The sequence below is a fragment of the Amycolatopsis circi genome, assembly GCF_003385235.1.
Taxonomy (GTDB): domain Bacteria; phylum Actinomycetota; class Actinomycetes; order Mycobacteriales; family Pseudonocardiaceae; genus Amycolatopsis; species Amycolatopsis circi.
The window spans coordinates 36,348-57,872 of record NZ_PQIA01000026.1 but is presented as its reverse complement, the minus strand read 5'-3'; the positions used below and the strand labels follow the sequence as shown (position 1 = coordinate 57,872).

The window sequence follows — 21,525 nt, the reverse complement described above, 5'->3', positions numbered from 1 at the left end:
CTCAAGCCAGGGCCTGAGCAGGGGGAAGCCGCGCGGCCCGCATCGCCGGATACGCCCCGGCGATCGCGCCGACCGCGGCCGAAACCGCCACCCCGCCGACGAGTGCGACCGGCGGCAGCACTGCGGGTCAGCCTTGGCTGAGCGCGTAGCCCGCCGTCGCGCCGACCCCGATCACCACCCCGACGAGCCCGCCCAGCCCGGACAGCAGCACTGACTCGGCTAGGAACTGCCCGCGGATCTGGCGTCGGGTCGCACCGAGCGCGCGGCGCAGCCCGATCTCACGCCGGCGTTCCAGCACCGAGATCACCGTGCACGGCGACGAGGTGTGCGCGGCGATCGTCGACGCGGGTCTTGATGCTCACCTCAGCGGCCGATGTCACTGATCGGATCGAAGGTCTGAACCTGGGTGCCGATGACTATCTGACCAAGCCGTTCGTGTTCGCGGAGCTGGTTGCCCGGGTGCATGCGCTGGCTCGCCGCGCGCGTCCTGCATTGCCGCCGGTGTTGGAGGCGGCTGGTCTGGTGTTGGATCTGCCGCGCCACCAGGCGTCCGGCGATGGCCGGTTTCTGCCGTTGTCGCCGAAGGAGTTCGCGGTGCTGGAGGTTCTGATGCGCGCGGACGGGACGGTGGTGAGTGCCGAGCAGTTGCTGGAGAAGGCGTGGGACGAGCACGCCGATCCGTTCACGAACACGGTGCGCGTCACGGTGATGACATTGCGGCGGAAGCTCGGATTGCCGCCGGTGATCGAGACGGTCGCCGGAGCTGGCTACCGCCTCGCCGCCTCGCCCGCTTGAACCCAGCTCGCTGTCCGTGAAGGGCTCCTTGAGGGAATCAGATTCCCCCAAGGAGTCCTTCACGGACGTTGCGGGCCGGGTCCGTCGGCGGCCGGGTGCTCGGCCTGGCTAGACGGTCTTGAACGTGGCCATCATCCCCATGTCCTCGTGCTCGGCGTTGTGGCAGTGAAACATGTACCGCCCGCGATAGCCGTCGAACCGCGCGATCACCTCGACCGCTTCGCCGGGTCGAAGGTCCACAGTGTCCTTGCGACCCACGTCGTGCGGAGCAGGCTCCTTGCCGCCGCGGGAAAGTACCTGGAAGTGCACCAGGTGCAGGTGGATCGGATGGTGCAGATCCGCGATGAACCGCCAGATCTCGACATCGCCGAGTTTCGGCTGGGCTGCGATCCGGGTCGGGGTGAAGGCCTCGCCGCCGATGGTCCAGCCGTGCTGGCCGTTGAACTGTCCACTTCGGAACGCGAACTCGCGCGTCACGGTCGCTTGTGCACGGTCGAGTCGCTCCGCTTCGGACAGTTTGGCCGGGATGTGGCTGTCGTCTTTCGCCCGGCGGACCACTCGAAAGCGCATGACCTGTGCGGTAGTCCCGGTCCCGAGACGGTTGACCAGAGTCACGTCAGTGCCGACCGGGTAGGCACCGAAGTCGACCACCAGGTCATACCGTTCGGCGGGCGCGATCGGCAGATGCTCGTGGCCGCGCGGGGAGTCCAGCAAGCCCTGATCCGAGCCGATCTGTGTGAACGCAGGACCGCTCGGGGGCGGCGGATCGAGCGCGAGGTCGTAGCGACGGGCGTTGGAACCGTTGAGGAACCGCAACCGATACCTGGTCGCCGACACTTCCGCGACCGGCCACGGTGCACCGTTCACCAGCAGCACATCACCGAGAACCCCGGCAGCGTAGGCGTCTTCGACACCGGGCACGGTCCGCAGCGAAGGGTCCAGCGACGGATACCGTATTGATCCGTCTTCGGCGAACGCGCGGTCGGTGATCATCAACGGAAGTTCCCGTTCGCCGCGCGGCAGCGGCAGGGCGTCTTCCTCGGCGTCGCGGATGATGTGCAGGCCCGCGAGCCCGCGATACACGGCCGGGCCGGTGAAATCCATCCGATGGTCGTGATACCAGAGCATCGCGGCCTTCTGCTGCAACGGATACGTGTACTTGCGGGTGCCAGTGGCAACGATGGCGTCCGGATCGGCCATCCCCGAATGCCCGTGCCCGGCGCCGGCCAGATACCGGCCGTCGGCGGGCAGGACGAGGTCGGTCGCGTATCCGTCGGACTCCGGCGGCGTGCGTCCGCCGTGCAGGTGTACGACCGTCGGCACCGGAAGTTCGTTGCGATGCCGGACAATCGTGGTCCGGCCGCTGCGAGACTCGATCGTGGGGCCGGGGAAAGTGCCTTGATAGCCCCAAATCGGCGTACGCAGGCCGGGCAGGATCTCGGCTGTGCTCGCCCGCTGGACGATCTCGTACCGGTCGACACCGCCGTCACGCGACACTGGTTTCAACACCGGCGGCAGCGGCAGCGGAGCCTGAAACGGTTGCGGCAGCGGCACTTCGCTAAGCAATAGCTCTCCGGTAGCGGCAGCGGGCCGCAACAACCGCGGGGCGACGAACCCGGCGGTGAACAGCGCGCCGGCACCGCCCGCCAATCCGAGAAACCGGCGTCGCGACATCCCGCTCATCGCCGCGCTCCGGTCCGCCAGATGCCGAACAGCGTTCCGAGCGCGATCGCGACCAGCGCGACGCCGAGCGGAATGTGCAGGTCGAGGGCACCGGCCTGACCGGCGAAGTACTGCGCGGTCTCGCCGCCGGCCATCAGCAGGCTCGCCCAGAACGGCCATTGGACGCCGCCGCGCCACCAGTACAGCGCGGCAGGCACGAGCTGCACCAGCGCGACGGTCGACACGACGTTCGCGCCGAGTTCGTGCATCGCCAACATGTCGTAGTCGCCGATCAGATACCGCCCGGCGAACACCGGCTGGCCCAGGATCGCGACGGCGTGCACCGTCACGAAAGCCCGCATCACCACCAGCAACGTCCGCCCGCGAATGTGGGTCGCTTCGGCCACTGTCCCCCCTTGTGCGCGTGAGTCTTCCCCCGAACAGACGCTAAGCTGAACTTCTCATGCCGTCCAAGACCAAATCCGCCATGTACTCATGACCTCGGAGCTATGAGATGGACCTGCTGCAACTGCGCTACTTCCAGGCGGTCGCCTACCGCGGCCACCTCAGCCAGGCGGCGGCCGAACTGCACATCGCGCAGCCGTCGCTGAGCCGGGCCATCGCGCGGCTGGAGGCGGATCTCGGCGTGCCGTTGTTCGAACGCGCCGGGCGGGGGCTGCGGCTCAACCACTTCGGCACCACGTTCCTGCGCCGCGTCGACCGGGCCCTGCGCGAACTCGACGACGCCCGCCAGGAACTCGTCGACCTGGCCGGCCTGGACCACGGCCGGGTCGCCGTCGCGTCGGAAACCCTGCTCACGCTCACCGGACTGATGAGCGCCTTCCGCGCGGAGTACCCCGGCGTCGAGCTGCGGCTGTACCAGTCGTCGGCGGAAACCATGGCGCAGCAGCTGTGCGCGGGCGAGGTCGATCTCTGCTTCGCGTCGCAGCCGCTGCAGCAACCCGGACTGGAGGCTCGCGAACTACTACGCGAGGAGGTGCTTCTCGCCGTGCCCATCACACATCGGCTGGCGAAGCGCAAACGCGTGCGGATGGCGGACCTCGCGAACGAGCCCATGGTGACGACCCGGCCCGGCTACTGGCCGCGCACCCTCGCGGACCGCCTCTTCGCCGAGGCGGGACTGGAACCGAATTACTCCTGCGAGAGCGACGAACCCGGCGCGACCGGCCAGCTGATCGCGAGCGGGCTGGGAATCGGCCTGGTACCGGAGGTAGCCCGACAGGCCGCCAAGGACGAGGCGGCTGTCGGGCTGGAGCTGGACGTTCCGGATTGCTATCGGACGTTGACGGTGGTGCAGCGAGCGGACACCTACGTTTCCGCCGCGGCACAACGGTTGACGGAATTCGCGACGGCCTACTTCGCGGCCTGAGCCATCGCCGGAAGGAACCGGACCGCGGACTCGGCCGCGATCTGGATTCTCCCGTGCACGCGCGGGTTCAACAGCACGGTGCCGTCGAAGTCCCCGCTGGCAGCGAAGATCGCGACCGGCAGCGTCAGGGCCTGGAAGAACCCGAACAACGGCCGCAACGCGTGCTCCAGCACCAGCGCGTGATGGTCGCCGCCGCCGGTCGCGGCCAGCAGGACGGGTTTGTCGACAAGTGCGTATTGGTCGACAAGATCGAAGAACTGCTTGAACATCCCGGGATACGAGCGGCGGAACACCGGCGTCGCCGCGATCAGCAGGTCGGCTTCTTCGGCGCTCCGCAAGGCCGCCTCGACGTCCGGCGGCACGTCCGCGCGCTCGATCGTTCCGGCGAGGCCCAGCCGGTAAACGTCGATCCGGGCCGCCGAAACGGGGACCAGCCCGCCGAGAGTTTCCAGGATGACGTCCACCAGGCCCATCGTCTTGGACGGCTGGCTCGGGCTCCCGTTGACGACCGCCACCCGCAGTCCGCTCACGCCGGCACCTCCCGTCGCACGACCGGGGCGACCTCCGTGCCGAGCCGTTCGATCGCTTCGAGGTGTTCCTTCTGCGGCATCCCGCCGAAGCCGAGCTGGACCAGGACCCGGTTCAAGCCGTAAAACTCGTGGTAGGCAAGAATTTTCTCGATCAGCTCCGCCGAACTCCCCACCAGCAGCCCCGACCCGGGCGAGCCCTGTGCTTCGAAGGCGGACCGGGAGAGCCGCATCCCTTCGCCGCGCTGATGGTTGTTCTCCAGCATGCCCTGCGCGAAGTAGGGATACATCGTCTCGCGCGCCTCCTGACTGGTGCGCCCGACGTACCCGTGCACGTTGATGCTGATCGATGCCGGTTCATGCCCGGCTTCCCGAGCCGCTTGCCGGTAGAGCGCGGCGGTCTGCTCGTGCTGCGTCAACGGGCCCAGCAGCAACGCCATCGCCATCGGCAACCCGCGCCGTCCAGTGCTGACCGCTGATGCTGCGGACCCGCCGACGCCCACCCAGATCGGCAGGCCGTCGGCACGCGGCGCGATGTCGGCGTCATCGAGTGCGGCGCGGAACTTCCCCTTCCAGGTCAACGGGTTCCGCTCGCGGATCGCCAGCAGAAGGTCGAGCTTCTCGCGGAAGAGATCGGCGTAATCGGCGAGGTCGTAGCCGAAAAGCGGGAAAGACTCGGTGTACGACCCGCGGCCCGCGACGATCTCGGCGCGGCCGGCGGACAGCAGGTCGATGGTCGCGAACTGCTCCCACACCCGCACCGGGTCCTCGGAACTCAGCACGGTCACCGCGCTGGTCAGCCGGATCCGTTCGGTGCGCTCGGCGGCCGCGGCGAGCAGGATCGTGGGCGCGGACCCGACGAAGTCGGTGCGGTGGTGCTCGCCAACGCCGAAGACGTCCAGTCCGACCTCGTCGGCGAGTTGTGCCTGCTCGATCGTCTCGCGCGCCCGCTGCCGCGGCGAGGGGAGCGCGCCGGAAACCGGGTCCCTGGTGAGTTCTCCGAACGTCAGGATGCCGATTTCGAACGGACGCGCTTCAACGGCCTGCGCGGTCTGCGGTTCAGCCATGGCCGACTCCTTTCGGGCGCCCGGTCGCACGCCGCGGCCGAGCCTGCCGGAATTAACCTGTCTGCGCAGACAACTATTTCCGGCGGTGGCCGCGATCACCCGTTTGCCGGGTCCCGGTTACCGTGTCGCCATGGCGAGCGACGGGCTGCGAGACCTGGAACAGGAGGCGTGGAGCGGGTTCCTCTTCACGCACGAGCGGCTGTGGCGCGCACTGGCGGACGGGCTCGCGCCGCTGAACGTGAGCATGGCGGAGTACAGCGTGCTGGCCCTGTTGGCCGAAGCCGGCGACGCGGGCATGCGGATGACCGACCTCGCTCAGCGCCGCCTGATGTCCACCGGCGGCTTCACCCGGCTGGCCGACCGGCTCGTCGGCCGAGGGCTGATCGAGCGCCGCCAATCGGCGGCAGACGCCCGCAGCTTCGACGCCGTTTTGACCGCGCAGGGCCGTGCGCTGATCCGCAAAGCCCGCCGCCGGCACCACGAGGACCTGCGGACGCTGTTCTTCGACCGGCTGGACGACGACCAGCTGCGCCTTCTGGCGGGCATCTGGCGGACCCTCGAGGACGGCTGAGCCTCTCCAAGTGCGGGGAAATGTCCGATTCTCGACCATGGACGGTTGTTGCCCGGTCACGAACTGCTCATGCTGAACAGTTATTCGGTACGAGCAGGGGAAGCCAGATGCAGCAGCAGAGCTTGGCGGTCCGGTGGTCGTCGCGAACAATCCGGTCCGGACCGTTCCACCGCGCGTTGTCCGAGGCCGTCGACCGGCGCGGGCTGTCCCTTTCCCGCCTTCGCGCGCATCTCGCCGCGCACGGGGTTTCGGTCGCCGAGTCCACGCTGAGTTACTGGCAGCGCGGATTGCGCAGCCCGTCCGCCCCGCGGTCGCTCGACGTCGTGCGCGCTCTGGAATCGGTCCTGAACCTGCCGCCGGACAGCCTGGTCGTGCTGATCGGGCCGCACCGGACCGCCGACGCCGACCGCAGGCCGTCGCTGCCGGAACTCCAGCAGAGCTGGGCCGAAACGTTCGCGCTGCGTGACGAGCTGAGCGGGATGCCCGGCAGCGAGGAGAACGCGGACCTCGACGTCGCGACCGTGGTAGACGTGCTGACGCTCGGCGCGCAAGGCCGGACCGAGGAGATCACGTCGACCATGGTGGTGCGGGCCCGAAGATCCGGTCCGGACAGCTTCCTGGTCACGCACCAGGACGAGGACGGCAGCGACGTCACCGCGACCGAGATCATCGCGGTCGACGGCTGCCGCGTCGGGCGGGTGCGGCGCAGCGTCCAGTCGGCGGGGATGGTGTTCGAGGTGCTCTTCGACCGCGGCCTCGCCGAGGGGGAGACGCACACGTTCGGGTTCACGCTGCGTCCCGCCGCCTCGGTCCGGCCGGGGAATTTCCACCGGGTCGTGCGCTCCCGCATGTCGGCGTACCTGCTGCGGCTGCGCTTCGACCCGGCCGCGCTGCCCGCGCGCTGCCTGCGGACCATCCGGCCGAGGGAGGACCTGGAACTGCTGGTCCGCGAGCCGCTTTTCTGCGGGCCGGGGAACACGGTCAGCGCCTACTTCGAGGAACTCGGCGTAGGCATCGCCGGAGTCGATCTCATTTGGGACTGATCCGCCGTTTCGTCCAGCGCCACAACAGGAACGCGCCGCCCGCCGCCACCGCGGAGCCGAGCACGATCAGCCCGACGGTCAGCGAACCGGCCGGTCCGGTGTCGCGCTGCTGGACGGTCTGCTTGAACCCGATCCCGCCGCCTCGCTGGTACTGCGAACCGGGCAGTTTGTCGCCATAGCGGGAGTGCACCTGCTGCTCGTAGTCGGCGATCGGCGTGAACTGGCCGACCGGCGACTGGGGAAGGCTGGCCTGCAGGAGCACGACGCCGTCGCGGCCGAGGTCGTACCACCCGTTGATCTGCGGTTCGTTCAGCAGCACCGAACCCGGGCGCAGCCGGGCGCTGAGCGTCTCCTCGTCGTTGCCGGACAACACGTTCCCGACCGACCAGCCGCTCGGCGCGGCGCGGTCGGGCGCGGCGCGGAGGGTGGCTTTCGCACCGGTGGCCGCGGTGGCGGTCACCGCGATCGACCGCAGCACCCCGGCCGGGGCTCCCGGCTTCGCCGCGACGAAGTCGGGATTGAGCGTGTAGACCGGGATTCCCTTGTGCCCGACCGTGATCCGGCCGGGCTCGCCGTGGTCGACCTGCCGGAAGTTCGACGTGGCGAAACTGATCGCGCGCGCCGTTTCCGCGGCTTTGACCGCGGCCGCGACGTCCTGCTCCGACGGCGGCGCGACCCACGAGGCCCCGGCGGCCTCGGCGGGACCGGCGGACAGGAGCGCCGCGACCGCGATCGCCGCGCCGGCGGCGAACTTCCGGCAGATCTCACCCATGGCGGCTCGTCAGCCCTTCTTGATGTTGACGACGGTGTCGTTCCAGGTGAACTGGGCGTTGCTCTGGTACTGGTTGTAATCCCAGGTCTGGTACCGCTGGTAGCTCGGCCACGGGTCGCCGAGCATGATCGAGTTGTTCGAGCTGTCGTATCCGTAGATCACCTCGGCGTGGCCGCCGCCGGAGGTCCAGTAGATGCCGGTCAGGTTCAGGATTCCGGAGTTGACCTGGTTCTGGATCGAGTCGTAGCTGATCGGTCCGTTCGCGTTCTGCGCGGAGAACCCGGTGCCCTGGAAGCCCTGCACGATTTCCGAGATCTGGCCGCCTTCGTTCGGGCAGTACCCGGACTGCGTGCCCTTGCCCGCCGCGCAGAAATCGGCCTGCGAGGCGGTGCCGCCTTGGGACTGCTCGATGCTGGAGCCGTCCGCGGCCCAGCACCACTGGTCGTTTTCCTGCACCTGCTGGTTGTAGTCCAGCTGCTTCGACGCGGGCAGTGCCGCGCGGTTCAGGTGCCCGCCGAGCGGCTGGACTTCGACCACCTTGGTGTGCGTGGCGGTCTTGATGAGGCCGTTCGGCTGGTTCGCGTCGTTGGTCGACTGGGCCAGCGCGGTGCCCGGCAGCAGCGCCACGGCAAGCGCGGCTGCCCCGGTCGCCACCGTAATCCGGACTGTCCTCCGGGTGGGTCGGTAAGTCATCGAATCTCCTTGTGCCAGACGGGGAAGGGAGCTTGCCGGGGTGACCCGGCCGAGCATCACTGTGTGCTCGCCCGTTGCCGCAGAGCAACGGCTCCGGCACGCCGTGTGAGTGTTCACAGCCGGTTTTGCGCGGAAAAGACTGGCACCGCCGCGGTTTCGCTCATCGCGGTGACAGGTAATTCGCAATATTCACAGCGCGTTCACAACCGATGAATCGCGCTGGAGGAGTGTTCGTCCACAAGGGACCCAGGATTACGGCAGGCTTCGCCGCAGCGCTTTCCGGAGCAGTTCCGGCGGCGTCGAATCCGGGTACAGGACGGCCTGCATGGTCAGTCCGTCGAGCAGAGCGGAAAGCCGGACCGACTCGACGGTCAGATCCAGTTCCCCGGAGAGCCGGCCGAGCGCGACGGCTTCGCGCAGGATCCGCGTGATCAGGTCGCGCACGTACTGGTGCTGGGCGTCGGCGCTCGCGCGGAACGCCGGACGCGTGCGGGCGGCGACGGTGAACGCCAGCCACGCCATCGCTTCGTCCCGGCGGTCGTCGTCGAGCGGGAGGAACTCGGCGAGCAGGTCCTCGACAAGCGTCCGGCGGTCGGTGTCGGCGTTGAGCAGCCGGTCCGCGCGGACCGCGACGCGCTCGCCGATCCGGCGTCCGAGCTGGTCCATGGTGAAGATCATCATCGCGCGCCGTTCCGCCAGTCCTCCGGCACCGCTGGGGCTCGTGCGTGTTTGTGCCGGTTCTAACCGGCACAAACACGCACGAGGTCCAGCGCTTGGGGCAGGGGGTCCGCGATGAGCGGGTGGGTGCTTGTGAGCTTGGTCGCCGGCGTCGTGGTGATGCTGGTGTTCCGGATGCTCGGGGAGCCGTTGAACTGGCGCGATACGGTCGCGTCGCCGGTGGTGTTGATCGCCATCGGCGTCGCGGGAGCGGTCGGTTTCAAGGGGCTGACCAGTGCTGAGCGCGGCCGTATCAGCTCGCGATCGGCGTCAGCTTCGCGGGCGAAGCTCTGGTGCTCGTCCCGCGCGGGCTGCGGTCGGACGTGCCGTTCGCGAAGGACGGTTCCAGCCCGATCGTCGAGATCTCCTCCAGGACGGGTTCGCCCGCGGTCCACACCCCGTCGACCGGGTGCGTTTCGGTGACGTCGTGCGCGGTGGCGAGCAGGGCGCTGATCGCCTCGCGCACGTTCGCGACGTCGGCCGGGTCCAGGTCTTCGTCGGTCAGCCGGTGCGGCGACTCGGCGCGCGACGGGCGTTCCCGGTCGGCCAGGAACGTTTCCCGCCGCGCCGCCGATAGTGCTGCTGCATCGCCTGTTTGGACCAGTTGCCGTACTCCGCCCCCAGCCGTTCCCAGTGGGCGCCCGGCTCTCGCCGCGCGCACTACGTTGACGGATCCGCGGGTTACCAGGTCACCGGCAACTCGTGGACGCCGTAGATGTTCATGCCGGTCCGCAGCGGCACCTCGCTGGGCGGGACCGCGAGCGCGAGCTTCGGGAAGCGGCGCAGCAACCCGGCGAATCCGGCGCGCATTTCGATCCGGGCGAGCTGCTGTCCGAGGCATTGGTGCACGCCGTGGCCGAACGACAGATGCGTACGCGCTTTCCGCTCGACATCAAGGGATTCGCCGTCGGGAAAATGCGAAGGATCGCGGTTGGCGGCCAGCATGGAAACGAGGACGGTCGACCCCTTGCTGATCTTTTCGCCGCCGAGTTCGAGATCTTCGGAGGCGTAACGGAAAAGGACGTCGACCACCGCGAGATAACGCAGCAATTCCTCGACCGCGCCGGGAATCAGGTCCGGATCGGCGCGCAGCGCGGACATCTGCTCCGGGTTCTCCAGCAACGCGAAAGTCCCGAGCGCCAGCATGTTCGCCGTCGTTTCGTGCCCGGCGAGCAGCAGCAGGAATCCGATGCCGACGAGTTCCTCGATGCTGAGGTCGTCGTCGCGGGCCAGGTCGGACAGGATGTCCGAACCGGGTTCCGCGCGCTTGCTCACCGCGAGTTCGCCGAGGTACGACGAGATCGCTGTCCAGGCGGCGATCTTGTCCTCGACGCTCTGGTCCCGAACCATGATCTGCGAGGAATTCTTCTGGAACATTTCCCGGTCCGCGTACGGCACCCCAAGCATTTCACAGATCACCAGCGACGGCACCGGCAGCGCGAATTCCGTCACCAGGTCGACCGGCTGCGGGCATTCGGCGAGGTGTTCGAGCTGCTGCTCCGCGATTTCGGCGATGTGCTCCTCGAGCCGTTTCATCCGGTTGACGGTGAACGCGCCGGTGAGCTTCCTGCGCAGCCGGGTGTGGTCCGGCGGGTCCATCGAGATGAACAGGCCGGGCACCTGCGGCGACGGTTCGAACCCGTCCGGACCCGCCGGCATGCTCGGCATCTCGTAGGGCACGTGCTGCGGGCCGAGGTCCTGGCGCGAGCTGAACCGCGGGTCGGCCAGCGCCTGGCGGACCGCGTCGTAGCCGGTGACCAGCCAGCCGTCGTGGCCGTCCGGGAACTTCAGCGGGCTCACCGGCCGGGTCTCCCGCAGCCGGGTGATGGCGGACGGCGGAGCGAACGGGCCTGCGTCGCGGTCGAGAGGCAGGCCAGGTGGGCGTGTCATCTTCGGATCCCCTCCCTGTGGTGGTGCGACCAGCGTCACCGCGGCGGCTGACATCCGGCTGATATCCGGCTGGCACCGCGCAGTCTCGGCTACATTCGCAGGCATGCCGGACACGCAGTACGAAGACCTGCTTCAGCACGTGCTCGACACGGGAGCCCGGAAGGGAGATCGCACCGGGACGGGCACCCGGTCGGTTTTCGGGCACCAGCTGCGCTACCGGCTGGCCGACGGATTCCCGCTGATCACCACGAAAAAGGTGCACTTCCGCTCCATCGCGTACGAACTGCTGTGGTTCCTGCGCGGAGACTCGAACGTCAACTGGCTGCGTGACCACGGCGTCACAATCTGGGACGAGTGGGCCGCCGAGGACGGCGACCTCGGTCCGGTGTACGGCGTACAATGGCGCTCCTGGCCGACGCCCGACGGTGGCCACGTCGACCAGATCAGCGAGGTGCTGCACACCCTGAAGGAGAACCCGGATTCCCGGCGGATCATCGTCTCAGCGTGGAACGTCGGAGATATCCCGCAGATGGCGCTCCCACCGTGCCACGCGTTCTTCCAGTTCTACGTGGCTGAGGGCGAGCTGTCCTGCCAGCTCTACCAGCGCAGCGCGGACCTCTTCCTCGGCGTCCCGTTCAACATCGCGAGCTACGCCCTGCTGACGCACATGATCGCCGACCAGGTCGGCCTGCGCGTCGGCGATTTCGTCTGGACCGGGGGCGACTGCCACATCTACGACAACCACGTCGACCAGGTGCGCAAGCAGCTTTCCCGGGACGCGCGGCCGTTCCCGTCGCTGAGCCTGAAGCCGGCGGAGAGCCTGTTCGAGTACCGCTACGAGGACATCGCGATCGAGGGCTACGACCCGCACCCCGGCATCAAGGCCCCGGTGGCAGTCTGATGATCGGACTCATCTGGGCACAGTCGGCGAACCGCGTCATCGGCCGCGACAACGCGTTGCCGTGGCACATCCCGGAGGACATGAAGCACTTCCGCACCGTGACCGCGGGCGCGACCGTGCTCATGGGACGGCGCACGTGGGAGTCGCTGCCGGAGCGCTTCCGGCCGCTGCCGGGACGGCGAAACCTGGTGGTCTCGCGCACGCCGCAGGACGGCGCGGAGACGTTCCCCGGCTTGGAGCAAGCGCTTGCGGCCGCCGACGGCGACGTGTGGGTGATGGGCGGCGCGCGGATGTATGAGGAGTCGCTGCCGTTCGCCGACCGGATCGAGGTGACCGAACTCCGCGAGTCCTTCGAGGGCGACGTCTACGCGCCGGAGATCGGCCGGGAGCCGGACACCGTCGGGGAGTGGCAGGAGTCGAAGAACGGACTGCACTTCCGGCACCTGAGCTGGGGTTCTAGCTGACCGCTGGCCCGACGGTGAGCGTGTCCGCTTCCAGCTTCGCGATCGGCCCGAGCGGGAGCGACAACGGGGCGTCGCCGTGGCCGACGTCGATGCCGCCGAGCACCGGGACGTCCAGCGCGCCGAGCCGGTCGCGCAACACGTCGAGGACGGTCCAGCCGCGGTCGGTGTAGTCCTCGAACCCGGGGAACCGGCCGAGTGCGACCCCGCGCAGACCGCGCAGCGAACCGGACCGCATGAGGTGCGTCAGCTGCCGGTCGACCTGTCCCAGCCCGATCGCGCGCGGGGCTTCGAGGAAGAGGATCGCGCCGTCGAGGCTGGGCAGACCGGCTCCGATGAACCCGATGATGGTGCCGAGATGCCCGCCGACCAGGTTCCCGGTGGCCGTCCCGGGAAACGAGACCGCGGCGGTGAGCGCGTTCGGGTCCCGGTGCAGCGTCGTGGGTTCCGGTTCGAACAGCAGCCGCCGGGTCGATTCGGCGGAGCGCTCACCGGCGAGGAAGCCGTGGATTCCGGCGATCCGGCAGTGCTGCCACAGCGCGAGGTGCAGGTTGGTGATGTCGCTGAACCCCATGAGCGGCTTGGGATCCGCGCGCACGGCCGCGAAATCGACCCCGTCGGCGATCCGGTACGCCCCGGCCCCGCCGCGAGTCGCGATGACCGCGCGCACGCCGGGGTCGCGGTAGGCGTCGTTGAGGTCGGCTAACCGGTCCTCGTCGAGCCCGGCGAGGTAGCCGTGCCGGTCGAGGGCGTGCTTGCCTACCTCGACGGTCAGGCCCCAATTTTCCAGTGTCCGCACGGATTCCGCGAGCAGTTCGGCGGTGGGCCAGCTCGCCGGGGAGACGAGCCGGACGCGGTCTCCGCGTTGGAGCTTCGGCGGCAGCACGACGTCGGTCACCTGAGCACTTTCGCAGATTTCGCGCGGTAGCGGCCACTGCCTGACCGCTACTGCTGCGAGTCTCGATTCCAGCGCCGGAACGAGTCCGGCGGAGAAGCTAGGAGCCGAAATCATGGCAGTGCACGCCGTCGCCCACTTGAACTTCCGGGGCGAGGCCAGGGAGGCGCTCGAGTTCTACCAGTCGGTGTTCGGCGGGGAGGCCCGGGTCGCCACGTACGGCGACTTCGGCATGCCGAAGGACGCGCCCGGCGCGGACCACGTCGTGTTCGGTCAAGTCGTCGGCGAGAACGGGTTCCAGGTGATGGCCTACGACATCCCCGGCCTCGCCGCCGCCGCGCCGGTCGGAGAGACGACCCGCGAGAACGGGATGACCGTCACCACGGAGAAGTTCTTCCTGTCGGTCGGCGGCGATTCCGTCGACGAGGTCGGCGAGTTCTGGAAGAAGCTGGCCGAGGACGCCACGGTGATCGAGCCGTTCGGCCCGTCGCAGTGGGCCCCGGCGTTCGGCATGCTCCGGGACCGCTTCGGCGTCACCTGGATCCTGCAGGTCGCCGCCTAGCCATTCCCGAGAGAAGTCCGTGAGGGGAACCCTGAGGGACTCTGATTCCCTCAGGGTTCCCCTCACGGACGTCGTCGCCGTATGTCTAGCCCGCCGGTCTGCGGCCGGAGTCCTGCGCCGGCCGCAGACCGGCTTTCACACCGGGCGCGGCGAGAGACCCTGCTCGAACGCGAGCACCCCACTCGGGTCGTACTTCGCCGCTACCGCCCGGAGCGTCGGAAGGTTCACCCCGTAATACGCGGTGGCCCAGTCCTTCTGGTCGTCGTTGATGTAGTTGACGTACGCGCCGCCGGTGGCGAATTTCGCCAGCCGCGCCTGGACGTCGTTCACTTCCCGCTTCGCGGTCTCCCGGTCGACGCCCGGGTCGGCGCTCAGGTAGACCTGCACGTCGCCGAAAACGCCGCGGTGGGCGAACGCGGTGTCGGTAGGACGGGGGTCGGAGACCGCCGCGTCGAGCGGGTTCACTTCCAGCGCGATCTTGGTCTCGCCGGTGACAAGCGCGCTCAGCTGCGCCGGGTCGGCTTTCTTCGCCAGCACCCGGGAGGCGGCCATGAATCGACGACGCCCCAGGCTTCCGGACCAGAAATCCATCGCACCGAGGTAGTCCGTCTCCTGGAATCCGCTGATGGTGCCCTTGACCCCGGCCCGGCGCTCCAGGTCGGCAATCAGTTCGCGTGCCTGTTGTTCGCCGCCGAGGAGACAGCCGGGGACGCCGGCGGCCGGATTCGGACCGCCGAGCACCGAGATGTTCGACCAGAATTCCCTTGGCGCGGCAGTGATCCAGTCCTGCCAGGCACCGTAGACGTCGGTGCCCGAGCCCTCGGGGAAGTTCACCACGAACACCGTGACTCGCGGCGGCGCGGGCACTGTGCGGAAGGTGAATTCCGTGGTGATGCCGAAGTTCCCGCCGCCTCCGCCGGTGAGTGCCCAGCCGAGGTTCGAACCCGGATCGACCGAATGCACGCGAAGATCGCGCGGCGTCACCACTTTCGCGCCGGCCAGGTGGTCGCAGGTCAGTCCGTACTTCCGCATCAGCACGCCGATTCCGCCGCCGAGGGTGAGCCCGGCGATGCCGACCGAACCGCACGTGCCGCCCGGCAAGGCGCGTCCCTCGGCAGCCAGCGCGTGATAGACATCGATCAACCGCGTGCCCGCGCCGACGACCGCGGTGCCGTTCCGGCAGACCTCCACGCGGTTCATCAGCTTGAGATCCGCGACCAATCCGTCGCCGGGAGTGGAATATGCGACATAACTGTGCCCGCCGCTGCGGGCCGCGAACTTGATTTTGTTTTCCGCGGCGAAAGCCAGGCACTTCCGGACATCGTCGACGTCTGTGCAGCGCGCGATCGCCGGCGGGTAGCGATCGTCGTAAAGGAGGTTGAACGGCGGGCGGATTTCCTCGTAGCCAGCGTCATTTCGCTGCAGCAGCGCGCCGTGCAGCCGTCTGCGCAACGCGGCCCAGTCCGGCTCCTTTCCGGCGGCCTCGGCGACGGTTCCGGTCCCGATCACGGCTGTGCCCGCCGCGACCGCGGACAACTGCAAAAGACGACGACGGCTCAACGACATGGACGACCCCTCCACGGCTCGGCGGCCCGCGCGCACGAGAAGAAACCCGCTGGCCCGCCCGAGATTCCCCTTGTCCGACGCCGCCAGCATAGACTAATCTTTCCGAAATAGAAGACGTATCTACGGTATCTCGGAAATACGTGATTCGGGGGTTGTCGGGTCGAGGTCGACCGGCCTTGGTCCACTATCGGATCAGGAGGTGCGGGCGTCATGGGCGCAGACAGCTCTCACTCGGACAGCTCCGACTCGGCAGGCTCGGCCCCGGCGCGATCGGCCCGCCGGTCCGCGGTGCTGGCTTCCAGTATCGGCACGCTGCTCGAGTACTACGACTATTACCTGTTCGGCCTAGCCGCCGCGGTCGTGTTCCCGGCCGTGTTCTTCCCGTCCGCGGACCCGCTCACCGGGCAGCTGTCGGCGTTCGCCACCTTCGCCGTCGGGTTTGTGCTGCGCCCGGTCGGCGGCATCGTGATCGGCCATCTCGCGGACCGGTTCGGCCGCAAGAAGGCCTTGATCCTCACCATCGTGCTGATGGGGATCGCCACGATTCTCATCGGCGTGCTGCCCGGATACCGCCAGATCGGCGTCGCGGCCCCGATTCTGCTCGTCATCCTGCGGTTGCTGCAGGGCTTTTCGACCGGCGGCGAAATGGGCGGCGCGATCTCGCTGGCCGTCGAGCACGCCCCGCCGCGCAAACGCGGTCTCTACGGTGCCTTGCTCCTTTCCGGAGCCGGTGTCGCGCTGCTCATTTCCTCCGGCTTGATGGCGTTGTTCGCGACGCTTCCCGATCGGGATTTCCTGGCCTGGGGCTGGCGGATCCCGTTCCTGCTGAGTTTCGTGCTGCTGGTCGCGGGTTTGATCATCCGGCTGCGAGTAGGCGAAACGCCGGACTTCGAACGCGCCCGTGAAAAGGACGTCGGCGAGCGCATTCCCTTGCTTGCCGTACTGCGCCGTCCGCGCAATTTGATCTACGGCGTTCTGTTCGGTTTCGCCAACAGCATCGGCGGCTACGTCATCACCACGTACGGCGCGTCGTACGTCAAAAAAGATCTAGGAATGCCCGCTTCGGTGGCGCTCACCGCCACCATGGTCGCCGCCGGGGCACAGATCATTCTCGCACCGACCTGGGGCGCGCTGTCCGACCGGATCGGCCGGAAACCGGTGTTCCTGGGCGGCTGCGTCGGGCTCGCCGTGGTGATCTTCCCGGTGTTCTGGTTGTTCGAAACGAAGAACCCGGTCCTCGTGGCGGTCGCGATGGTGCTGGGCTTCTCGGTGTTCGTGATGGCGATGTCCGCGCTGTCCCAGACGATTCTGTCCGAACTGTTCGACACCCGCTCGCGCGTCACCGGCGTCAACCTGGGATATCAACTCACCGCGGTGCTCGGCGGCGGATTCGCGCCGTACCTCAGCGCGTTGCTGGTCGGCGCGACCGGTGCGGTGTGGGGCGTCGGGATCTACGTCATCGCCGGCTGCGTGCTGAGCGCGGTCGCGATGCTGATGTTGCCCGAACGCGCCGGACAGCCGCTGCCGGAGCCAGCTGGTGAACCGAAAGCCGCGACGGTATGACCTTGCTCGGGTATGTCAGCGACGAACGCTATCTCGCCTTGCCCGACGCGACCGTCGAGATCAGCGACCACGATTCGCACTGGACCGCCCGGTCCACCGCCACCGGCGCGATCCACGCCGACGTTCCGCCCGGCGACTACCGCGTCACCCTCGCCAAGGACGGCTACGGCGCCAAACACGTCGACCTCGTACTCGGGTCCGGCAAGCCGCACCAATTCCGCTTGCTGTCCGACCAGATTTTCGGCTATATCTGGCCAAAGTGGGTCCGGAGCGGCGACGAGGGCGAGTTCCGGATCCACAGCCCAGAGCCGTACCGGCTGAGCCTGTGGCGACATGGCGCGGTGGCCGAGGAGACAGCGCTGATCGGCTGGTTCGACGAACACGCGCCACGAGCCACCGTGCAGGTGACCCCGGACGGCGACTACACGCAAACCGGCGTGCGGTTCAACGAAAAAGGCTATGTCGATCCGTCGCACCGCCAGTACGTCACAGCTCCGGAGCGCAGCGGCCTGTACTACTTCCACGTCGAAGGCGAATCCGGTGCCAGATTCTCCTTCCCCTGGGTGGTCGCACCGCGCCAGCCGACCGCACCGATCGCCGTAGTCGCTTCCACGAACACCTGGAACGCCTACAACAATTTCGGCGGCCGCAGCAACTACATCAACGCCTCGGGTCTGCCGTCCGCGCCAGTTTTGGTGCCCCGCTTAGAAATGCCGCGCTACCTCGAATCAAGCTTCAGCGAACACGCCCTGCCCGATGACGCGTACCCGCCGCTGTCCTTCGAACGCCCGGAACCGCTGAATCAGATCAGCGCCGAAGCTCAGCCGGACGACCCGATCCGCGGCAGGCAACCGTGTCACCTGGCCGCCGCGGAGTGGCGACTACTCAGCTGGATGGAACGCAACGGCTACGAATACGACCTCTACTCCGACGCACACCTGCACGACGGCACTCTGTCGCTGGACAGCTACCAGGCACTGGTCCTGAGCACACATCCGGAGTATTGGTCCCGCGAGATGTACTCCGCGGTCTATTCCTGGGTGCACGACCGCGGCGGAAAGCTGGCCAACTTCGGCGGCAATGTCGCTGACTGCGAAGTGGCCTTCGACTCTGCCGCCCTGCGCTTCCGTACCCAAGCTGTCGAGACCGGCCCGTACGAGAGCCGGATGCACCGCACGTTCCGCCCGACGTCGGAGCTGTTCGGCGTGGTCTTCACCAGCGCGGGCGCGATGACCGGCGCACCGTACGAGGTCATCGATCCCGGCCACTGGGCTTTCCGCGGCACCGGACTGGACAAGGGCGACCTGTTCGGCGTCCGGAGTCTGCACGAACGATGCCCAGGCGGCGCATCCGGCCACGAAACCGACAAGACCGGTCAGCACAGTCCACAAGGGACCCACGTCCTCGCGCGCGGCCTGAACCCCGGCGACGGCGGCGGCGAGATCGCTTGTTACTCCACGGCCAGCGGGGGCGAGGTGTTCTCGGTCGGATCGATCACGTGGACGTCCGCGGTGCTCGTAGACGACGGCGTCTCCGCAGTGACGGCGAACGTGCTCGACCGCTTCACCGGACGCTCGTAAACCCAGCGGCGATGTCGTCGGCCACCTCGACACCGAGGCCAGGTGCGTCGCCGAGGCGGACGTGTTGACCATCGCTGTGCAACGGCGTCTTGAGGATGTCGCGCTCGTAGTAGTGCGCACCGATGATGTCCGACGGGATCCGGGCCGACAGCCCAGGAGCCGCACACGCGGCGTGCAGCTGGGCCGCCGCGCCGATGCCCATCTCCCCATTGGACCCGAGCACGACGTCCAGCCCGAACGCGTTCGCGAGGTGCGCCATCGACACCACTCGGCCCGGTCCGCCCGCTTTGCCGATATACAAGCTGACCGCGTCCGCCGCTTCCGCCCGGAGCACGGACACGAGATCGTCAGTGCCGAACACGCTCTCATCGGCCACAATGGACAATCCACGTCCGCGCAGCGATCGCATCCCGGCGAGATCCCCGGGTGCTACCGGCTGCTCGAGAAACGCCGGGTCTTGGTCGCGCATCAGCTCGATCGCCCTCGCTGCGTCGGCAGGTCGGTAGCCGCCGTTCGCGTCGAGGCCGAGAAACGTGTCCGTCCCGACGAGCTTTCGCGCCTCTTTAAGACGACGTGCGTCATCCTCGGGATCGAAGCCAATTTTCAGCTTATAGCTGCGAAACCCCGCTTCGAAGGCGGCCTGGTAGACCTCACGGAGCCGTTGCCCGCTGCCGCTGAGCGAGCACTTCACCGGCACCTCGGTCCTTAATGGACCCCCGAGTGCTACCGCGAGCGGGACCCCGAGCGTGCGGGCGTACGCATCCCATAACGCCGTCGAGACCCCCGCTTTGGTGAACGGCGCACCGGCCGCCGCGTAGTCCATGCGCCGCTCAAGATCGGCGACTGGGATGAGCGGCTGGCCAAGGACCGCCGGAGCAAGGGCCTGCTTGATCAGATATCCCGCAGTACCAGCGTCTTCGCCGCTCCACTGAAGCGTCGCGCTGACCTCGCCAAGCCCGGTCGTACCGTCCGAAGTGGTCACTCGGACCAGCAAGAAGTCGGAACGGCTATGCGTCCCCCGCGCCCCGGCGACGACCAGTTCCGGCCGGACGACCGGACTGATCGCGGTGATCTCGATGTCTTCGACCGTATTCACAGAAACTCGCCGAATTCGACGAGAAACCGGTCGATCATCCGGATGTCCTCGGCGTCCAGCTGATGCGCGGGCGCGCGACAGTACGGGCTGGCGAACAGCCCCCGGCGTACCGAAATCAGCTTCTCCGTCGCGATAATCCGCTCGGTGTCGAGCATCCAGTAGGAGATGTACGGCAGCAGCCTGCGGTGCAACTCCTCGCCGCCCACGTCGTCGCCGTTCTCGAAGCGCCGCCAGATCTCCACGTAGATCTCGGTGAACGAGCACCCCGGCTGCGTCCCGACCGCCCCGCGCCGGATCGCGTCCGGCAACTGCACCCCCGCGTACCCCTCGACCGCCGGAATCGGCGGATCCCCGGCGGCCAGCTCGGCGATCAACGGCCCCGGCGGACTGGACTCGACCTTGACCAGCCGCAGATTGGCGTGCTTGGCCGCGATCTCGCGCAGCACGTCCGCGTCAAGACTGGTACCGGTCTCGGCAGGCGCGTACTGCAACACCACCGGAGTCGGCGTCACCGCGTCAAGCACCTCGCGAATATGCTTGACCAGCGCCTTTCGGGAAGGTTGCAAATAATGCGGCGGCAGAAGATTGATCAAATCAGCCCCCGCCGCCACCGCGTCAGCAGCCCGCTTCACCGCAAGCCGGGTCGCGTGATCCTGAACCGCGACAATGGCCAGAACATCCGCCCGCGGCGCGGTCTCCGCCAGCAACACCTCAGTGAGCGTGTGCCGTTCGTCCTCGGTCAGCTTGTAGAACTCCGACGCGAACCCCGGGAACATCACACTGCCGACCCCGGTCCCGAGCACATGCCGAACCACTCGCCGAAATCCGGCAACATCGATCTCGCCGTCGTCAGTAAAAGGCACTTCGAGAACGGGAGAAACCCCGCGGATCGGCGTCATCGGGGTTTCCTCTCCAGGCCAAGCGCACCGACCGCGTCCGCGTGAATGACTCCCTCGATCAGCTCATCGGAAATCTTCGGCAACGCGGTACCCGCGACGATGTCGTTGACCCGGCGGATCCCCGCGATCGCCTCCGCGGTCGTGGCGATCGGAAAGTCCGAACCGAGCAACAGCTTGTGCGGCACGCCCCACTCCTGCGCCGCGAGCAGGGATTCGTAACAGACCCAAGGCCGGAGGTAGATCGAGGAGACGTCGGCGTACACGTGCGGATGCTTGCGGATGGTCACCACAGTCTCGCGCCCCCACGGATGCCCCATGTGCGCCATGACGATCCGAAGTTCCGGGAACTGCAACGCGACCTCGTCCGTGACCAGCGGATACGTGTACCGCAACGGTGCCTGCCGAATCGGCGACGCTCCCTGATGAAACAAGATCGGCAACCGGTGCCGCTCGCAGTACCCATAAAAGTCCAACGCCGCCTGCGACAGCGGATCGAAGTTCTGATAGTTCGGCCCGAGCTTCACCCCGACCAGCCCGAGTTCACGACACCGATCGGCTTCTTCGAACACCTCAGGCGCAGTCGGATTCACCGACATAAACCCAATCCGCCGTTCGGGGTCGTTCGCCATGAACGCCGCAGTGGCAGTATTGGTGTCCTCCGACCGATACGGCAGCCCCGTGGCTTCCTCCGGCTTCTCGACCGCGATGTTGAACACTATGGACAGATCGGCAGCCTCAGTGGCTTTGTCGTAGTCGTCCCAAGAATTCGTGGTAACCACAGCCCGGTCGGTACGCCACCCCTCGTAAACGCGCCGCTCATCCTCCGGCACCGTGGCTCGGTGGGTTGGAGTGTGAGTGTGCACGTCCACGATCAT

General features: G+C 67.8%; 23 protein-coding genes and 2 pseudogenes. 9 read left to right on the top strand and 16 right to left on the bottom strand.

Annotated features, from left to right (window positions below):
* Position 1 precedes the first annotated feature (1 nt).
* Positions 2 to 307, bottom strand: a pseudogene (locus D0D37_RS14425) (ABC transporter permease); the annotation flags it as partial.
* 1 nt (position 308) lies between these two features.
* On the opposite strand from D0D37_RS14425, the pseudogene D0D37_RS14420 reads away from it, so the two are divergent.
* Positions 309 to 795: pseudogene (locus D0D37_RS14420) on the top strand (response regulator transcription factor); the annotation flags it as partial.
* A 108-nt stretch (positions 796 to 903) separates the two neighbouring features.
* Here the strand turns inward: D0D37_RS14420 and D0D37_RS14415 are convergent.
* Together D0D37_RS14415 and D0D37_RS14410 are read right to left on the bottom strand one after the other, a co-directional pair.
* Positions 904 to 2,478 carry a multicopper oxidase family protein gene (locus D0D37_RS14415; RefSeq protein WP_116201031.1) on the bottom strand — a complete coding sequence of 525 codons (1,575 nt, stop codon included), beginning with the start codon at positions 2,476 to 2,478 and terminating at the stop codon, positions 904 to 906.
* A complete protein-coding gene (locus D0D37_RS14410; protein WP_425266939.1) occupies positions 2,475 to 2,864 on the bottom strand; it encodes a hypothetical protein in 390 nt (129 codons plus the stop codon). Before D0D37_RS14410 ends, D0D37_RS14415 begins: the two co-directional genes overlap by 4 nt.
* 107 nt (positions 2,865 to 2,971) lie before the next feature.
* Here D0D37_RS14410 and D0D37_RS14405 point away from each other — a divergent pair, with 107 nt between their 5' ends.
* Positions 2,972 to 3,847: a LysR family transcriptional regulator gene (locus D0D37_RS14405; RefSeq protein WP_116201030.1), complete on the top strand. Its 876-nt coding sequence runs from the start codon at positions 2,972 to 2,974 to the stop codon at positions 3,845 to 3,847.
* Here the strand turns inward: D0D37_RS14405 and D0D37_RS14400 are convergent.
* Both D0D37_RS14400 and D0D37_RS14395 read right to left on the bottom strand, forming a co-directional pair.
* Entirely contained in the window at positions 3,832 to 4,377 is a 546-nt protein-coding gene (locus D0D37_RS14400) for an NAD(P)H-dependent oxidoreductase (RefSeq protein ID WP_208719949.1), read from the bottom strand. The two genes, D0D37_RS14405 and D0D37_RS14400, sit on opposite strands and share 16 nt — an antisense overlap.
* Positions 4,374 to 5,441 carry an LLM class flavin-dependent oxidoreductase gene (locus tag D0D37_RS14395; RefSeq protein ID WP_116201029.1) on the bottom strand — a complete coding sequence of 356 codons (1,068 nt, stop codon included), beginning with the start codon at positions 5,439 to 5,441 and terminating at the stop codon, positions 4,374 to 4,376. Before D0D37_RS14395 ends, D0D37_RS14400 begins: the two co-directional genes overlap by 4 nt.
* Before the next feature lie 130 nt (positions 5,442 to 5,571).
* On the opposite strand from D0D37_RS14395, the gene D0D37_RS14390 reads away from it, so the two are divergent.
* Together D0D37_RS14390 and D0D37_RS14385 are read left to right on the top strand one after the other, a co-directional pair.
* Positions 5,572 to 6,012: a MarR family winged helix-turn-helix transcriptional regulator gene (locus D0D37_RS14390; RefSeq protein WP_208719948.1), complete on the top strand. Its 441-nt coding sequence runs from the start codon at positions 5,572 to 5,574 to the stop codon at positions 6,010 to 6,012.
* Positions 6,013 to 6,119: 107 nt separating this feature from the next.
* Positions 6,120 to 7,055, top strand: a complete 936-nt coding sequence (locus D0D37_RS14385) for a helix-turn-helix domain-containing protein (RefSeq protein ID WP_116201028.1) — start codon at positions 6,120 to 6,122, stop codon at positions 7,053 to 7,055.
* Here D0D37_RS14385 and D0D37_RS14380 read toward each other — a convergent pair.
* The 6 genes from D0D37_RS14380 to D0D37_RS14360 form a co-directional block, all read right to left on the bottom strand.
* Positions 7,042 to 7,827 carry a hypothetical protein gene (locus D0D37_RS14380; protein ID WP_116201027.1) on the bottom strand — a complete coding sequence of 262 codons (786 nt, stop codon included), beginning with the start codon at positions 7,825 to 7,827 and terminating at the stop codon, positions 7,042 to 7,044. The two genes, D0D37_RS14385 and D0D37_RS14380, sit on opposite strands and share 14 nt — an antisense overlap.
* Before the next feature lie 9 nt (positions 7,828 to 7,836).
* Positions 7,837 to 8,520 carry a papain-like cysteine protease family protein gene (locus tag D0D37_RS14375; protein ID WP_116201026.1) on the bottom strand — a complete coding sequence of 228 codons (684 nt, stop codon included), beginning with the start codon at positions 8,518 to 8,520 and terminating at the stop codon, positions 7,837 to 7,839.
* Between the two features lie 252 nt (positions 8,521 to 8,772).
* Positions 8,773 to 9,186, bottom strand: coding sequence for a TetR family transcriptional regulator C-terminal domain-containing protein (locus D0D37_RS14370; RefSeq protein WP_208719947.1), 414 nt, complete (start codon positions 9,184 to 9,186; stop codon positions 8,773 to 8,775).
* 74 nt (positions 9,187 to 9,260) lie between these two features.
* Positions 9,261 to 9,461, bottom strand: a complete 201-nt coding sequence (locus D0D37_RS46605) for a hypothetical protein (RefSeq protein WP_162834241.1) — start codon at positions 9,459 to 9,461, stop codon at positions 9,261 to 9,263.
* 29 nt (positions 9,462 to 9,490) lie between these two features.
* The gene (locus D0D37_RS14365) at positions 9,491 to 9,898 is read right to left on the bottom strand and encodes a hypothetical protein (protein WP_116201025.1); all 408 of its coding nucleotides are present in this window, start codon (positions 9,896 to 9,898) and stop codon (positions 9,491 to 9,493) included.
* A gap of 20 nt (positions 9,899 to 9,918) precedes the next feature.
* Entirely contained in the window at positions 9,919 to 11,127 is a 1,209-nt protein-coding gene (locus D0D37_RS14360; protein ID WP_116201024.1) for a cytochrome P450, read from the bottom strand.
* A gap of 103 nt (positions 11,128 to 11,230) precedes the next feature.
* On the opposite strand from D0D37_RS14360, the gene D0D37_RS14355 reads away from it, so the two are divergent.
* Together D0D37_RS14355 and D0D37_RS14350 are read left to right on the top strand one after the other, a co-directional pair.
* Entirely contained in the window at positions 11,231 to 12,028 is a 798-nt protein-coding gene (locus D0D37_RS14355) for a thymidylate synthase (RefSeq protein ID WP_116201023.1), read from the top strand.
* Positions 12,028 to 12,492: a dihydrofolate reductase gene (locus D0D37_RS14350; protein WP_116201022.1), complete on the top strand. Its 465-nt coding sequence runs from the start codon at positions 12,028 to 12,030 to the stop codon at positions 12,490 to 12,492. Before D0D37_RS14355 ends, D0D37_RS14350 begins: the two co-directional genes overlap by 1 nt.
* On the opposite strand, the gene D0D37_RS14345 is transcribed toward D0D37_RS14350, so the two are convergent.
* Positions 12,485 to 13,387, bottom strand: coding sequence for a S66 peptidase family protein (locus D0D37_RS14345; protein ID WP_208719946.1), 903 nt, complete (start codon positions 13,385 to 13,387; stop codon positions 12,485 to 12,487). The two genes, D0D37_RS14350 and D0D37_RS14345, sit on opposite strands and share 8 nt — an antisense overlap.
* Before the next feature lie 112 nt (positions 13,388 to 13,499).
* On the opposite strand from D0D37_RS14345, the gene D0D37_RS14340 reads away from it, so the two are divergent.
* Positions 13,500 to 13,946 (top strand): VOC family protein, encoded by a 447-nt coding sequence (locus D0D37_RS14340; protein ID WP_116201020.1) that lies wholly within the window; start codon positions 13,500 to 13,502, stop codon positions 13,944 to 13,946.
* Between the two features lie 135 nt (positions 13,947 to 14,081).
* On the opposite strand, the gene D0D37_RS14335 is transcribed toward D0D37_RS14340, so the two are convergent.
* The gene (locus tag D0D37_RS14335; RefSeq protein ID WP_116201019.1) at positions 14,082 to 15,602 is read right to left on the bottom strand and encodes an FAD-binding oxidoreductase; all 1,521 of its coding nucleotides are present in this window, start codon (positions 15,600 to 15,602) and stop codon (positions 14,082 to 14,084) included.
* 120 nt (positions 15,603 to 15,722) lie between these two features.
* On the opposite strand from D0D37_RS14335, the gene D0D37_RS14330 reads away from it, so the two are divergent.
* Together D0D37_RS14330 and D0D37_RS14325 are read left to right on the top strand one after the other, a co-directional pair.
* The gene (locus tag D0D37_RS14330; protein WP_116201018.1) at positions 15,723 to 17,075 is read left to right on the top strand and encodes an MFS transporter; all 1,353 of its coding nucleotides are present in this window, start codon (positions 15,723 to 15,725) and stop codon (positions 17,073 to 17,075) included.
* Complete coding sequence (locus D0D37_RS14325) at positions 17,072 to 18,655, top strand: carboxypeptidase-like regulatory domain-containing protein (protein WP_116201017.1); 1,584 nt, start codon at positions 17,072 to 17,074, stop codon at positions 18,653 to 18,655. The genes D0D37_RS14330 and D0D37_RS14325 overlap by 4 nt, the downstream gene beginning before the upstream one ends.
* Here the strand turns inward: D0D37_RS14325 and D0D37_RS14320 are convergent.
* Genes D0D37_RS14320 through D0D37_RS14310 form a run of 3 tightly spaced genes read right to left on the bottom strand, consistent with a single transcriptional unit; the run spans position 18,639 to position 21,525 of the window.
* Positions 18,639 to 19,751, bottom strand: coding sequence for a mandelate racemase/muconate lactonizing enzyme family protein (locus tag D0D37_RS14320; protein ID WP_167493528.1), 1,113 nt, complete (start codon positions 19,749 to 19,751; stop codon positions 18,639 to 18,641). The genes D0D37_RS14325 and D0D37_RS14320 overlap by 17 nt on opposite strands.
* The gene (locus D0D37_RS14315; RefSeq protein ID WP_116201016.1) at positions 19,748 to 20,650 is read right to left on the bottom strand and encodes a dihydrodipicolinate synthase family protein; all 903 of its coding nucleotides are present in this window, start codon (positions 20,648 to 20,650) and stop codon (positions 19,748 to 19,750) included. Before D0D37_RS14315 ends, D0D37_RS14320 begins: the two co-directional genes overlap by 4 nt.
* Positions 20,647 to 21,525: an amidohydrolase family protein gene (locus D0D37_RS14310; RefSeq protein WP_116201015.1), complete on the bottom strand. Its 879-nt coding sequence runs from the start codon at positions 21,523 to 21,525 to the stop codon at positions 20,647 to 20,649. Before D0D37_RS14310 ends, D0D37_RS14315 begins: the two co-directional genes overlap by 4 nt.